Below are 13,448 nucleotides of genomic sequence, written 5' to 3' on the forward strand. Positions count from 1 at the left end.
CATTTTGGATTTTGCGCCTCCGGAGAAGGTTTACTTCGGGGATGCACGCCGGGGGTGCGGGCTTGGCTGATATCGGCAAGGACATAGAACGACCTCTCGGACAGGCGATCCGGCTGCCGCGCTCAGGCAGCGGGATCAGCGCCGGTGCGGTCGCGGCCACGCTTGTCGTGCTGTCCGTGGTCGGCGTCTCCAGCGCCATCGCCTTGCGAGACAAGCCGTTCCGGAAGCTGCAAGAAGTAGCCGTTTCGACGCCGAAGACGCCGGCGGCGGATACCGCCGCCGCGCCCGCCAAGGCGACGCCCGAAATGGCTGCGCCAGGCAACGCAAGCGGGGCCAACATAAGCGGGCCGAAGACGGGCGGTCCGCAGATCATCCATGTCCAGACCGAGGGGGGCGCCGCTCCACCCGAGGCGGCCATAGTCATTCGCGACCCTTCGACGATCGGCCAGAACCTCAGGATCGCGCATATTCCCGACAAGGCGCTGGTCGAGGCCAGCGAAACCGGTCCGTTGCCGATCCGCGCCGCCGACGGCAGGCGCCCGTTCGATGTCTATGCGCGGCCGTGGTCCGGGGCTCGCGGTGCACGCGTCGCGCTCGTCATCGGCGGGCTTGCCGTGTCGCAGACCGGCACGCAGGCAGCCATCGCCAAGCTGCCGGCGGAAGTGACGCTGGCCTTCGCGCCGCAAGGCAACAGCATCGGCCGCTGGATGCAGGTGGCGCGGCAGAGCGGCCATGAGGTCATCATGCAGGTACCGCTTGAGCCGTTCGACTATCCGAACGTCAATCCCGGCCGTAACACGCTGACCGTGGCTGCAACGCCGGACGAGAATTTGAAGAATTTACGCTGGGCGCTGTCGCGAACGACCAACTACACCGGCGTCATGAACTATATGGGCGCCCGCTTTTCGGCCGACGCGACGGCGATGGGGCCGTTGATGGCCGAGCTTGGCAAGCGTGGTCTGGCCTATGTCGACGACGGTTCGTCGGCGCGCAGCCTGGCACCCGAACTGGCGCTGAAGGACGGCGTGCCGTTCGTCGGCGGCGATACGGCGATCGATGCCGTGCAGGACCGCGGCGCCATATTGAAGAAACTGGATGGGCTGGAAGCGACGGCACGGGCGAAAGGGTTTGCCGTCGGCATCGGCTCGGCTTTCGACCTGACGGTGGATACCGTGTCTTCCTGGGTGACCGGGGCCAAGAAGCGTGGCATCGAGATCGTGCCGGTTTCGGCGGTGGCCATAGATCCGGAAAAAGGCTGACATGGCAAAGTACAAGCTCGTTGACCCCGAGACGCTGCCCTACCGGCCCTGCGTAGGGGTGATGGTCCTCAATGAAGCCGGCCTGGTCTGGGTCGGCCGTCGCATTGCCGAGCCGGACAGCGAATTCGCTGGAACGACGCAGCTCTGGCAGATGCCGCAGGGCGGCATCGATGATGGCGAGGAGCCGCTGCCCGCGGCGGCGCGTGAACTTTACGAAGAGACCGGCATGCGCTCGGTGTCGCTGCTGGCCGAGGCGCCGCACTGGATCAAATACGACCTGCCGGCGCATCTGGTCGGCGTCGCCTTCAAGGGACGGTATCGCGGCCAGACGCAGAAATGGTTTGCCTTCCGTTTCCACGGCAACGAAACCGAGATCGCGATCAATCCGCCGCCGGGTGGCCACAAGGCCGAGTTCGACCGGTGGGCGTGGCGGCCGATGCTGGAATTGCCGGGCCTGATCGTGCCGTTCAAGCGCAAGGTCTACGAAGACGTGGTAGCGGCGTTCCGGCACCTGGTGGCGTAGCCGCCGGCCTTCCGGTAAAACAGGTCGCGATGAACGACATCTCCAGCAAATCTCTTCCGCCGACCGTCACCCTGGGCGAACCGATCAGCGAAGCCGCGGCAGGGGCGATCCTGACCATCGATCTCGGCGCCGTCCGTGAGAACTACCGGCGGCTGAAGGCGCGGCTGGGCGGCGTCGGCTGTGCTGGAGTGGTCAAGGCCGACGGCTATGGGATTGGCGCGGCGGCGGTGGCGGCGGCGCTGATGGCTGAGGGCTGCAATACTTTCTTTGTTGCGCATTTGGCCGGCGGCATCTTGCTGCGCAAGGCGCTCGGCTCAGACCCGGCCATTTATGTGCTGAACGGCATTCCGCCGGGTGCGGAAAGGGAAGCGGTTGCGGCAGGGCTTTGCACAGTACTCAACAGCGCCAGCCAACTCGCGGCATGGCGCGAGATGGCCGGGCGGGTGGGCCGCAAATTGCCGGCCGCCCTCCAGGTCGACAGCGGCATGTCGCGGCTCGGCATGGCGCCGTCCGAGGTGAAGGCCGTTGCGCAGGATCCGCAGGCTTTCGACGGTGTCGAACTGACGTTCGTGATGAGCCATCTCGCCTGCGCCGACGAACCCGAGCAGCCGGCCAACGAGCGGCAGCGGCTGGAATTCGAACGGCTGCGCCGGATGCTGCCGGAAGCGCCGGCTTCGTTTGCCAACTCATCAGGCATTTTTCTCGGACAGCGCTATCACTACGACCTCGTTCGTCCGGGTGCCGCTCTCTATGGCATCAATCCGACGCCGGCGAAGGAAAACCCGATGCTGCCGGTGGTGCGATTGCAGGCCAAGGTCATCCAGACGCGGATATTGGAGGCCGGCGCCGGTGTCGGCTACGGTCACACTTTCCACGCCAAGGCCCCGCTTGCCGCGGCGACGATTTCGCTCGGCTACGGCGATGGCTGGCATCGACGCGCCGCTTCCTCCGCCTGGCTCGAAAATGTGCGGCTGCCCTTCGTCGGCCGGGTTTCGATGGATTCGATCATCCTCGACATTTCCGCACTGCCGCCCGGCAGGCTGAAGGCCGGCGACCTCGTTGAACTGATCGGACCGTCGTCGCAGACGGTGGATCAGGTAGCCGGCCAGGCCGGCACCATCGGCTATGAGGTCTTGACCAGCCTCGGCCACCGTTTCCACCGGCGCTATGTGAATGGCTAGGACGCAAGGTTGTTGTCCTCACGCATGTCTTTTCCCCAAGCATCGGCACTTGGCTGACGCCACAGAATCCGGCAGACATGAGGCGGCGATTATCCCGGTCTCGAATCCCGACGAGATGCCGCCGCGGAGAACCAAACGATGAAGATCTTCGTGCTGGGCGGCGGCGTGATCGGGGTCACCACCGCCTATTTTCTTGCCGAGGCCGGTCATCAGGTGACGGTGATCGATCGCCAGAAAGGCCCGGCGCTGGAAACCAGCTTTGCCAATGCCGGCGAGATCTCGCCCGGCTATGCCTCGCCCTGGGCCGGGCCCGGCGTTCCGCTGAAGGCCATCAAATGGCTTTTGATGAAGCACGGTCCACTGGTGGTGCGACCGGCCCTCGATCCGCATATGTGGATATGGCTGGTCAAGATGCTGCGCAATTGCACGGCTGAACGCTACGCGCTGAACAAGGCGCGCATGGTGCCGCTGGCCGAATACAGCCGCGACACGCTGAAGGCGCTGCGCGAGGCGACCGGCATCGCCTATGACGAGCGCGCCAAGGGCACGCTGCAGCTCTTCCGAACGCAAAAGCAGCTCGACGGCTTCGGCGGCGATGTCGAGGTGCTGAAGGTCTATGGCGTCCCCTACGAGGTCCTCGACCCCGACGGCTGCATTGCGGCCGAGCCTGGGCTGGCCGGCGTGCGCGAAAAATTCGTCGGTGGCCTGCGGTTGCCCGGCGACGAAACCGGCGACTGCAAGATGTTCACCGACAGGCTTGCCGAGCTTTGCGCGGCACGCGGCGTCACCTTCGAATACGACACGGAGATACGGCGCGTCGTCAAGAAGCGCGATCGCATCACCAACATCAGCACCAGCAAGGGCTTGATGGTCGCCGATGCCTATGTGATGGCGATGGGCAGCTATTCGGCACGGTTCATGCGCATGCTGAAGCGGCCCATCCCGGTCTACCCGGTCAAGGGCTATTCGATCACCCTGCCGATCAAGGACGCCGCCGCTGCACCGGTCTCGACCGTGATGGACGAGAGCTACAAAGTAGCGATCACCCGGCTCGGCGACCGTATCCGGGTCGGCGGCACGGCGGAGATTTCCGGCTTCGACCTGCGGCTGCATGAATCGCGGCGCCGCACGCTCGAACATTCGGTCGGCGACCTGTTTCCGGGCAGCGGCGACATGCGATCGGCGACCTTCTGGTGCGGCCTGCGGCCGATGACACCGGATGGGCCGCCGCTGATCGGCCGCACCGATTTCTCCAATCTCTATCTCAACACCGGCCATGGCACACTCGGCTGGACCATGGCCTGCGGCTCGGCCAAAGTTCTGGCCGACATCATCTCCAGCCGGGTGCCCGACATCGACGTCGGCGATCTCGGGCCCGGACGATACGCCAAGTAAGACGCCCACCAGCTAAGACAGCCAGCGGCCGGCAGGCTCACGCGAACAAACCCCTGTCCCGTTCGACGGCCTTGGTAATGAAGCTCGCGACGACCTGGACGCGGCGCAGCGGCCTGACCGATTCATGATAGACCAGCCAGTAGGCGCGGCGGATGGGTGCGACGATATCGAGAGGCACTAGCTCCGGCATCGAGCGGGCAACGAAGGTGTGCAGGATGCCGATGCCGGCGCCGGAACGCACCGCTTCGGCCTGGCCGAGCGCGGAGGAAATGGCGAAGCTGGTGCGCCAGTCGGGGCTGAATTCGGCCGCGTAGTCGAGCGAGGGACTGACGATCAGGTCCGGCACGTAGCCGATCAGCGTATGCTGGCCTAGCTCGGCGGCGGTTCCGGGCAGGCCTTGGGTGTCGGCGTAGGCACGCGACGCGAACAGGCCGAGCGTGTAGTCGACCAGCTTTCCCGCCACTAGGCGGCCTTCCGTCGGCCGTTCGACGGTGATGGCAATGTCGGCCTCGCGCCGGGACAAAGAGAAGGAGCGTGGCACCGGCACCAGCTGGATGGTGAGCTCACGGTGCAGAGCGGTCAGCGCGCCGAGGCGCCTGGCCAGGAAGGCGACGCCAAAGCCGTCCGGCGCGCCGATGCGCACGGTGCCCGAGATGTCGTCGCCTTCGCCTGAAACGGTCGAGCGCGCGGCGATCATGTCGCCCTCCATGCGTTCGGCAATCTCGAGGAAACGCTCGCCCGCCGGCGTCAGCTCACTGCCGGTGGTAAGCCGGCGAAACAGTTTTGTCCTGAGCGCTGCCTCGAGGGCGGCAATGCGGCGCGAGACGGTCGCGTGATTAAGCTCCAGCCGCCTGGCGGCGCCGAGGATCTGGCCGGCCCGCGCTACGGCAAGGAAGATACGGGCATCATCCCAGTTCATGAGGGTGGTCCGGATAATGACGATTACGGCAGCGCTCGACGGCGAAGAAACTCAATTTCTCAATCCCTTGGCGTACACCGCACATCTCTATCATTTGCGCTATTTGATGCACAGACACCCACCGCTATCTATTTTGTGCACAACGGTTGCGTTTTCGCTCGCGTTGCCATCGCTCCCGCAAAGGCGGACAATGCCTCATCACGAACCAGGGAGAGAGACCATGATCGAATACGGTCATTTCATCGGCGGCAAGCGCGTCGCCGGAACCAGCGGCCGCAAGCAGGACGTCATGCAGCCGATGGACGGCACGGTGCGCGGCACGGTGGCGCTGGCTTCGCAGGCGGAATTGCGTGCGGCGGTCGAAAACGCCAAGGCCGCACAGCCCGGCTGGGCGGCGACCAATCCGCAGCGGCGCGTACGCGTCCTGATGCGGTTCCTCGAGCTGGTCGCCAAGGAGTATGACGCGCTGGCCGAGATATTGGCGCGCGAACACGGCAAGACCATCGCCGACGCCAAGGGTGACATCCAGCGCGGCCTCGAAGTGGTCGAGGTCTGCATCGGTGCGCCGCATATGATGAAGGGCGAGTTCACCGATGGCGCCGGCCCCGGCATCGACGTCTATTCGATGCGCCAGCCGCTCGGCGTCGTCGCCGGCATCACGCCGTTCAATTTTCCGGCGATGATCCCGCTGTGGAAGATCGCGCCGGCCATCGCCTGCGGCAATGCCTTCATTCTCAAGCCGTCCGAACGCGACCCGGGCGTGCCGATGCGCATTGCCGAACTGTTTATCGAGGCCGGTCTGCCGGCGGGCATCCTCAATGTCGTCAATGGCGACAAGGAAGTGGTCGACGCCATCCTCGACGATGCTGACATCAAGGCCATCGGTTTCGTCGGCTCGACACCGATCGCCCAGTACATCTATTCGCGCGGCTGCGCGGCCGGCAAGCGCGTGCAGTGCTTCGGCGGTGCCAAGAATCACATGATCATCATGCCGGATGCCGACATGGACCAGACCGTCGACGCGCTGATCGGCGCCGGCTACGGCTCGGCCGGCGAGCGCTGCATGGCGATCTCGGTGGCCGTCCCGGTCGGCAACGACACCGCCAACCGGCTGATGGAAAGACTGGTGCCGCGCGTCGAGAGCCTGAAGGTCGGTCCGTCGACGGATTCTTCCGCCGATTTTGGCCCGCTGGTCACGGCGCAGGCGTTGGAACGGGTCAAGTCCTATGTCGACACCGGCGTCAAGGAAGGCGCCAAGCTGGTCGTCGACGGCCGCGGGTTCTCCATGCAGGGCTACGAGAACGGCTACTATATGGGTGGCTGCCTGTTCGACAACGTGACCGCCGACATGCGTATCTACAAGGAAGAGATCTTCGGGCCGGTGCTGTCGGTGGTGCGCGCACCGACCTACGAGAACGCCATCAAGCTCGCCAACGAGCACGAGATGGGCAATGGCGTCGCCATCTTCACCCGCGACGGCGACGCGGCGCGCGACTTCGCCTCGCGGGTTCAGGTCGGCATGGTCGGGATCAACGTGCCGATCCCGGTGCCGATCGCCTACTACACCTTTGGCGGCTGGAAGGCGTCCTCCTTCGGCGACCTCAACCAGCACGGGCCGGACGCGTTCCGCTTCTACACCAAGACCAAGACGGTAACGTCGCGCTGGCCGTCCGGCGTGAAGGACGGTGCCGAGTTCGTCATCCCGACGATGAACTGACCGAACGGTTTCCTGTCAGCGCGTCCTCGCCTTCGGCTTGGGGCGCGCGGGCCGGCGTGAAGGATGGCGCCGAATTCGTCACCCCGACGATGAACTGATCCAAATCGCAGAAAGCAAGAAAAGGCCCGGGCACCAAGCTCGGGCCTTTTTGCCGCGGTCTTCATCGGCATGAACACTAATGTGATGGAACCAAGAAGGCAGCAATCTTCTTAGGTTGCAGTCCTGCCGCGAAGGAGATGCTGGCAGATCAACCAACGGCGCTGGTGACGGCTCCGGGGGATATCGTCCGGCGCAAAGGAGGTGTCAGATGGCACGTCTCATGGCGACTATAGCTTGCGCTGCGATGGCCCTTTCCGCCGTCCCGGCAATGGCTGCCGAGCAATGTGCGGCACGCGCCGATATGGTCAAGGCGCTCGGCGAGAAGTTTCATGAAAACCCGAGCGCGGTCGGCGTCGTCAATCCGAATGTGGTGCTTGAAGTCTTCGTTTCCGACAAGGGCACATGGACCATCCTCGCCAGCGACACAAAAGGTCAAAGCTGCGTGATTTCAGTCGGCGAAGGCTGGGAGAGCGCGATGACGAAAGCGGCGCTGCCAGGCACCTGAACGATTTATCACGGGTCTGCGCGCCTCGGCATGGCCGCGCGGCCTGTGGCTCATTCTTTCGGCGACAGCCGTAAAACGGATCTGCAGGCGCCCGCTTGGGCGCCTGCTTGCGCTTTTCCATTGCCGATACCATATATCGAGAACATAATGGGAACATCTGAAATCGTTCCCACCAATGGCAGACCGGAACACAGAAAGGAACGACGCGATGATGATGACGTCGGAACCGGCCTGGATCGCTCCGGCAAAATGAGGCCGTCAAACCCCTCCTTTGCCGGAACGTGATGGCAAAGGAGGTGCCCTATGGCACGCAAATCGCTGTTGAGATGGGTGAAAACCCTGGTTCTTGCTGGCGCATTGGCGGTGGGTACGAACACCGCAGGCGCGCAATATCAACACTGCGTTGAACATGGCGAGCTCGTCGCCCATTTGAGCGAGAAGTTCCAGGAAAGGCAGTTTGCTTTGGGGCTGATCGGTCATGAGGCGGTCATGGAAGTCTTTGTCGCCGAGACCGGAACCTGGACCATCGTCGTCACCGATATCGCCGGCAGAAGCTGCATCGTCGCGGCCGGCGACAATTGGGAAAACGTGATGGCCCTGCCCGGCCAGGGCGCATGACGAAATGGCAGGCTCAGCGTGTGGCAGCTGCCTCGGCATGGCCGCGCAAAAGCGCCATCAGGCGCTTGGCGTCCTTGGCCGCGGCATCTTCGTCGCCGGCGAGGATCGAACGGATCAGTGCGACATGATGCTCGGCGGATTCGGCCAAGCCGGTATCGGCCTTGTAGCGGAACCAGAAGCGACGGCTATGGGTTTGCAAGGGTGCCGCCAGGCGCGCGGCGAACGGGTTGTCGGCAGCCAGCGCCAGCGCCTCGTCGAGCGCCTTGTCGGCCTGGATAAAGTAGAACACATTTTCCGAAATCACCGCCTTTTGCATGGCAAGGGCAGCGTCATGGAACAGGTCGGCGGCCTCGCGGGTGACGAAGCGGGCGGCCGAGCGGGCAAGCACCACCTCGACGCCACGGCGGGCGTCGAGGACACGCAGCCAGTCGCCGGGGTGAAGCGGCGCGATGGCGATGCCGGCGCGCGGCCGGACCTCGAGCAGGCCCTCCCAGGCCAGCCGCTGGATTGCTTCGCGAACCGGGGTGCGGCCGAGGCCGAGCCTGTCAATCAGCGCCCCCTCGGTGATGAAGCTCGCCGGCGCCAGTTCGAGAGTTACGATCATGTGCTCGAGCCTGCGGTAGGCCTTCGCAGTTGCCGGCTCGGAGCCCGGGCTGTCATATCCCAATGCGGCATCTCCTGATATATTGTTGATATATCATATCAGATTCAACGTTGACAGCCGGCTTCTTAAGAAATATACGACTGATATATCAGATGGAGCGATCGACATGTGGGCCGGAGTCTTCCCCGCCGTTACGACCAAATTCACCGAGGACGACGGCCTCGACCATGCCGAGATGGAGCGCTGCTTTGCGCTGCAGATGGAGGCCGGCTGTGACGGCATCATCGTCTGCGGGTCGCTCGGCGAAGGCCCGATGCTGTCGCACGACGAGAAGATCGCGGTGCTGAAGACCGCGCAGAAGATCGCCGGCAAGAAACCGGTGCTGTTGACGGTCAACGAGGCCGGTACACGCGAGGCGGCGGCGATCGCGCGCCGCGCCGCCAAGGAAGGCGCCAACGGTTTGATGGTGGTGCCGAGCCCGATCTACCATACCAATGCCGAGGAGACGGTCGCGGCACTCAGCGCCGTCGCCGCGGCCGGCGACCTGCCGGTGATGATCTACTCCAACCGGCTTGCCTACCGCGTCGACGTTACCGTCGACCAGATGGAGGAGTTGGCGAAGGACCAACGCTTCGTCGCCATAAAAGAGTCCTCCGACGACATCCGCCGCTCGACCGAGATCATCAACCGCCTCGGCGACCGCTACGACCTGTTCACCGGCGTAGACAATCTCGCCTTCGAGGCGCTGTCGGTCGGCGCCATCGGCTGGGTGGCGGGCCTGGTCACCGCGTTCCCGCGCGAGACCGTCGCCATCTACCAGCTGATGCGACAGGGCCGCCGCGAGGAGGCGTTGAAGATCTACCGCTGGTTCCGGCCGCTGCTCGACCTCGACGTTTCGACCTATCTGGTGCAGAACATCAAGCTTGCCGAAGTGCTGGCGATCAACACCAACGACCGCGTGCGCATGCCGCGCCAGCCATTGTCGGGCGAGCGGCGCAAGGCAGTCGAAAAGATCGTCAGGGATGCGCTGGCGGTGCGGCCAGAGCTGCCGACATTCTGATCCAGTCGCTTTGAAGGCATTTGCAGATGTGCAGCGCGGCGCACGGCAATGAATGATAATGCTACGCTCGATGTCGCCATCATTGGTGGCGGCATCATCGGCATCTGCGCCGCCGCCTTTCTGGCAGAGGCGGGGCGAAACGTGACGATCTTCGATCGGACGGGGATCTGTGAGGAAACCAGCTCCGGCAATGCCGCTGCCTTTGCCTTCTCCGATGTGCTGCCGCTCGCCCACAAGGGCATGATCAAGCAGTTGCCGAAATGGCTCGCCGACCCGCTCGGCCCGCTCAGCATCCCACCCGCGTATCTGCCGAAGCTGCTGCCCTGGCTGGTCCGCTTCTGGCGCGCCGGCCGAAGCGACCGCTATGAAGGCGGCCTTGCCGCGCAGGCCGGGATGATGAAGCTCGCCGAGGCGGAATGGATGGGCTTGCTCGACCGTTCCGGCACACGGCCGATGCTGCATGAGGACGGCTCGCTCGAACTCTACGACAGCGAGGCCGAGTTCAAGGCTTCACTGCCCGGCTGGGCGGCAAGGCAGCGCTTCGGCATCGGCTTCAGCCATGTCGAGGGGAGCGCTCTCACAGCCCTGCAGCCCGGTCTGTCGCCGCGCTTCGTCAAGGGAACGTTCGTGCCGGGGTGGAAAACCGTTGCCGATCCCAAGCTGCTTGGAAAGGCCTTGTGGGCCTATGCCGAGAGGTTGGGCGCCGTGTTCGAAAGGGCCCGGATCGAGCGTGTCGAGGCGGGACAGGACGGCGCGATCCTGACCACGGCCGACGGCACGCGGCGACGGGCGAAGCACGTCGTCATCGCTGCCGGGGCCTGGTCGCATCTGCTGGCGAGACATCTCGGCGACGGAATCCCGCTGGAGACCGAGCGTGGCTACAACACGACGTTGCCGAAGACTGCCTTCGACGTAAAGCGGCAATTGATCTTCTCCGGGCATGGCTTCGTCATCACGCCGCTCGAGACGGGCCTGCGCGTCGGCGGCGCGGTCGAACTCGGCGGCCTTGAGAGGCCGCCCAATTATGCGCGCTCGAAAGCGCTGCTCGAAAAGGCGCAGAAATTCCTGCCGGGACTGGATCCGGCCAATGGACGCGAATGGATGGGGTTCCGGCCGTCGCTGCCGGATTCGCTGCCGGTGATCGGGCGGTCGCAACAAACGCCGTCGGTGGTGTATGGTTTCGGCCACGGTCACCTCGGCCTGACCCAGGCCGCGGTGACCGGGCGCTTGATCCGCGAGCTCGTTCTCGGGCAGAATCCATCGCTCGATCTCGGCCCGTTCAGCCCGCAACGGTTTTGAGTTCGAAGACAGTCAGTTGGGAGCCGGCATGGCCAAGAATTCCTTCTTCTGCATAGACGGCCACACCTGCGGCAATCCGGTGCGGCTGGTCGCCGGCGGCGGGCCTTTGCTCAAGGGCTCGACGATGATGGAGCGGCGAGCGCATTTCCTGGCCGAATATGACTGGATCCGCACCGGGCTGATGTTCGAGCCGCGCGGCCATGACGTGATGTCCGGCTCGATCCTCTATCCGCCGACGCGTGAAGATTGCGACATCGCCATCCTGTTCATCGAAACCTCGGGCTGCTTGCCGATGTGCGGCCACGGCACCATCGGCACGGTAACTTTTGCCGTCGAGCATGGGCTGATCAAGCCGAAGACACCGGGCGTGCTCAGGCTGGATACGCCGGCGGGCTTGGTCGTAGCGGAGTACAGCCAAGTCGGCGACTATGTGGAGGAGGTGCGCATCACCAATGTGCCTTCCTTCCTCTATGCCGAGGCTCTGACGGTCGAATGCCCCGGGCTCGGCGAGATCAGCGTCGATGTCGCCTATGGCGGCAATTTCTACGCCATCGTCGAACCGCAAAAAACCTATCGCGACATGGCCGACCATTCGGCCGGCGAACTGATCGCCTGGAGCCCGGTGATGCGGCAGCGGCTCAACGAGAAATATTCCTTCGTCCACCCGGAGAATCCCGGCATCGACAAGCTGTCGCACATATTATGGACCGGGGCGCCGACCAACCCGCAAGCCGATGCCCGCAACGCCGTCTTCTACGGCGACAAGGCAATCGACCGCTCGCCCTGCGGCACCGGCACCTCGGCGCGGATGGCGCAGCTTCACGCCAAGGGCAAGCTTGGGGTCGGCAACGACTTCGTCCACGAATCGATCATCGGGTCGCTGTTCAAGGGCAGGGTGGAGAACGAGGTCACCGTCGCCGGCAAGCCGGCAATCATTCCGTCGATCGGCGGGTGGGCGCGGATGACCGGATTGAACACGATCTTCATCGACGACCGCGACCCGTTCGCGCACGGCTTCGTCGTCAAATAGAGAAAACGCTGACGCAAGCGAAAGAAAGAGAGCGCGAACGGATTGCCTTCGACGGCGCAACGATCCCGCTCATCAACTTATTTTGACGGCGATTTCTTCGAAATGGGTCGCATGCTGCGATTGAATCGTCAAAGACATTGCGTTAGGCCAATGGTAGGGTCCGCGATGGTCCAGGGGGCGGACGGGAACAAAACGGGCAATCGGACGACGTGCGGCGAAAACACGCGTAATGATCGAAAAATCACGTTGCAATCCGGGCTCGAAACTTTACGACTAGGGAAAATACGAAAAGGAATGCGTCTGCATGGGCGACATTCCAGGGGAGCCACGACAGCATGCAGTATTTTGTCCAGCAGCTTATCAACGGGCTGACGCTGGGATCGATCTATGGGCTGATAGCGATCGGCTATACGATGGTCTACGGCATCATCGGCATGATCAATTTCGCCCATGGCGACATTTTCATGATCGGCGCTTTCACCGCGCTCATCGTTTTCCTTATCCTTGGTGCGTTGTTCTATTCGCTGCCGATCGTCGTTGCGCTGCTGATCATGATGATCGTCGCGATGCTGCTGACCAGCCTGTATAACTGGACGATCGAGAAGGTGGCCTACCGGCCTTTGCGTGGTTCATTCCGGCTGGCGCCGCTGATCACCGCGATTGGCATGTCGATTGCGCTATCCAATTTCGTCCAGGTGACGCAAGGGCCGCGCAACAAGCCGGTCCCGCCAATGGTGTCCAAGGTCTACAACATCGAAGGCATCAGCGTCTCGCTGAAGCAGATCATCATCGTCCTGGTCACCATAGTCCTGCTGGCGCTGTTCTGGTACCTGGTCAACAAGACCTCGCTCGGCCGGGCGCAGCGCGCCTGCGAGCAGGATCGCAAGATGGCCGCACTGCTCGGCGTCGACGTCGATCGCACCATCTCGATCACCTTCATCATGGGCGCCGCCCTTGCCGCCGTCGCCGGCACGTTGTTCCTGATGTATTACGGCGTTGTGGTGTTTTCCGACGGCTTTACGCCCGGTGTGAAGGCGTTTACTGCCGCGGTGCTCGGCGGCATCGGCTCACTGCCCGGCGCCGTGCTCGGCGGGCTGATGATTGGCTTCATCGAAAGCATGTGGTCGGCTTATTTCTCGATCGACTACAAGGACGTCGCCGCCTTCTCCATCCTGGCGATCGTGCTGATCTTCCTGCCTTCCGGCATTCTCGGCCGGCCAGAAGTCGAAAAGGTCTGAG

The 13,448-nt window shown here is 63.7% G+C and carries 12 protein-coding genes and 1 pseudogene; 11 read left to right on the forward strand and 2 right to left on the reverse strand.

The window, feature by feature from the left end; all coding sequences use genetic code 11:
• Positions 1 to 62 precede the first annotated feature (62 nt).
• From NKH99_RS13785 to NKH99_RS13800, 4 genes and pseudogenes are all read left to right on the forward strand, one after another.
• On the forward strand, positions 63 to 1,259 hold the full coding sequence (locus tag NKH99_RS13785; protein WP_353014401.1) for a divergent polysaccharide deacetylase family protein: 1,197 nt from the start codon (positions 63 to 65) through the stop codon (positions 1,257 to 1,259).
• A gap of 1 nt (position 1,260) precedes the next feature.
• On the forward strand, positions 1,261 to 1,782 hold the full coding sequence (locus tag NKH99_RS13790; RefSeq protein WP_352979123.1) for an RNA pyrophosphohydrolase: 522 nt from the start codon (positions 1,261 to 1,263) through the stop codon (positions 1,780 to 1,782).
• A gap of 29 nt (positions 1,783 to 1,811) precedes the next feature.
• Positions 1,812 to 2,963, forward strand: a complete 1,152-nt coding sequence (gene alr, locus NKH99_RS13795; protein WP_353014402.1) for an alanine racemase — start codon at positions 1,812 to 1,814, stop codon at positions 2,961 to 2,963.
• Positions 2,964 to 3,080: 117 nt separating this feature from the next.
• Positions 3,081 to 4,358, forward strand: a pseudogene (locus NKH99_RS13800) (D-amino acid dehydrogenase); the annotation flags it as partial.
• Positions 4,359 to 4,395: 37 nt separating this feature from the next.
• Here NKH99_RS13800 and NKH99_RS13805 read toward each other — a convergent pair.
• Positions 4,396 to 5,277: a LysR family transcriptional regulator gene (locus NKH99_RS13805; RefSeq protein ID WP_352817811.1), complete on the reverse strand. Its 882-nt coding sequence runs from the start codon at positions 5,275 to 5,277 to the stop codon at positions 4,396 to 4,398.
• A 220-nt stretch (positions 5,278 to 5,497) separates the two neighbouring features.
• Here NKH99_RS13805 and NKH99_RS13810 point away from each other — a divergent pair, with 220 nt between their 5' ends.
• The 3 genes from NKH99_RS13810 (at position 5,498) to NKH99_RS13820 (ending at position 8,216) form a co-directional block, all read left to right on the forward strand.
• On the forward strand, positions 5,498 to 6,994 hold the full coding sequence (locus NKH99_RS13810; protein WP_352613323.1) for a CoA-acylating methylmalonate-semialdehyde dehydrogenase: 1,497 nt from the start codon (positions 5,498 to 5,500) through the stop codon (positions 6,992 to 6,994).
• 307 nt (positions 6,995 to 7,301) lie between these two features.
• The gene (locus NKH99_RS13815) at positions 7,302 to 7,598 is read left to right on the forward strand and encodes a hypothetical protein (RefSeq protein WP_352471247.1); all 297 of its coding nucleotides are present in this window, start codon (positions 7,302 to 7,304) and stop codon (positions 7,596 to 7,598) included.
• Between the two features lie 303 nt (positions 7,599 to 7,901).
• On the forward strand, positions 7,902 to 8,216 hold the full coding sequence (locus NKH99_RS13820; protein ID WP_352471246.1) for a hypothetical protein: 315 nt from the start codon (positions 7,902 to 7,904) through the stop codon (positions 8,214 to 8,216).
• A gap of 13 nt (positions 8,217 to 8,229) precedes the next feature.
• Here NKH99_RS13820 and NKH99_RS13825 read toward each other — a convergent pair whose 3' ends face one another.
• Positions 8,230 to 8,820: a GntR family transcriptional regulator gene (locus NKH99_RS13825; protein ID WP_502893709.1), complete on the reverse strand. Its 591-nt coding sequence runs from the start codon at positions 8,818 to 8,820 to the stop codon at positions 8,230 to 8,232.
• Positions 8,821 to 8,986: 166 nt separating this feature from the next.
• On the opposite strand from NKH99_RS13825, the gene NKH99_RS13830 reads away from it, so the two are divergent.
• The 4 genes from NKH99_RS13830 (at position 8,987) to NKH99_RS13845 (ending at position 13,447) form a co-directional block, all read left to right on the forward strand.
• Positions 8,987 to 9,880 carry a dihydrodipicolinate synthase family protein gene (locus tag NKH99_RS13830; RefSeq protein WP_352471244.1) on the forward strand — a complete coding sequence of 298 codons (894 nt, stop codon included), beginning with the start codon at positions 8,987 to 8,989 and terminating at the stop codon, positions 9,878 to 9,880.
• A gap of 48 nt (positions 9,881 to 9,928) precedes the next feature.
• Entirely contained in the window at positions 9,929 to 11,179 is a 1,251-nt protein-coding gene (locus tag NKH99_RS13835) for an NAD(P)/FAD-dependent oxidoreductase (RefSeq protein ID WP_352768416.1), read from the forward strand.
• A 28-nt stretch (positions 11,180 to 11,207) separates the two neighbouring features.
• Complete coding sequence (locus NKH99_RS13840) at positions 11,208 to 12,209, forward strand: 4-hydroxyproline epimerase (RefSeq protein WP_353014404.1); 1,002 nt, start codon at positions 11,208 to 11,210, stop codon at positions 12,207 to 12,209.
• A gap of 335 nt (positions 12,210 to 12,544) precedes the next feature.
• The gene (locus tag NKH99_RS13845) at positions 12,545 to 13,447 is read left to right on the forward strand and encodes a branched-chain amino acid ABC transporter permease (protein WP_352454929.1); all 903 of its coding nucleotides are present in this window, start codon (positions 12,545 to 12,547) and stop codon (positions 13,445 to 13,447) included.
• Position 13,448 lies beyond the last annotated feature (1 nt).

It is taken from the genome of Mesorhizobium sp. M0854 (genome assembly GCF_040319815.1).
In the GTDB taxonomy this organism is placed as follows: Bacteria; Pseudomonadota; Alphaproteobacteria; order Rhizobiales; family Rhizobiaceae; genus Mesorhizobium.

Bases quoted from the DNA above. Each gene is read 5' to 3' on its own strand.
- NKH99_RS13790 (WP_352979123.1), top strand. From the start codon at position 1,261: ATGGCAAAGTACAAGCTCGTTGACCCCGAGACGCTGCCCTACCGGCCC.
- alr (WP_353014402.1), top strand. From the start codon at position 1,812: ATGAACGACATCTCCAGCAAATCTCTTCCGCCGACCGTCACCCTGGGC.
- NKH99_RS13805 (WP_352817811.1), bottom strand. From the start codon at position 5,277: ATGAACTGGGATGATGCCCGTATCTTCCTTGCCGTAGCGCGGGCCGGC.
- NKH99_RS13810 (WP_352613323.1), top strand. From the start codon at position 5,498: ATGATCGAATACGGTCATTTCATCGGCGGCAAGCGCGTCGCCGGAACC.
- NKH99_RS13815 (WP_352471247.1), top strand. From the start codon at position 7,302: ATGGCACGTCTCATGGCGACTATAGCTTGCGCTGCGATGGCCCTTTCC.
- NKH99_RS13820 (WP_352471246.1), top strand. From the start codon at position 7,902: ATGGCACGCAAATCGCTGTTGAGATGGGTGAAAACCCTGGTTCTTGCT.
- NKH99_RS13825 (WP_502893709.1), bottom strand. From the start codon at position 8,820: ATGATCGTAACTCTCGAACTGGCGCCGGCGAGCTTCATCACCGAGGGG.
- NKH99_RS13830 (WP_352471244.1), top strand. From the start codon at position 8,987: ATGTGGGCCGGAGTCTTCCCCGCCGTTACGACCAAATTCACCGAGGAC.
- NKH99_RS13835 (WP_352768416.1), top strand. From the start codon at position 9,929: ATGAATGATAATGCTACGCTCGATGTCGCCATCATTGGTGGCGGCATC.
- NKH99_RS13840 (WP_353014404.1), top strand. From the start codon at position 11,208: ATGGCCAAGAATTCCTTCTTCTGCATAGACGGCCACACCTGCGGCAAT.
- NKH99_RS13845 (WP_352454929.1), top strand. From the start codon at position 12,545: ATGCAGTATTTTGTCCAGCAGCTTATCAACGGGCTGACGCTGGGATCG.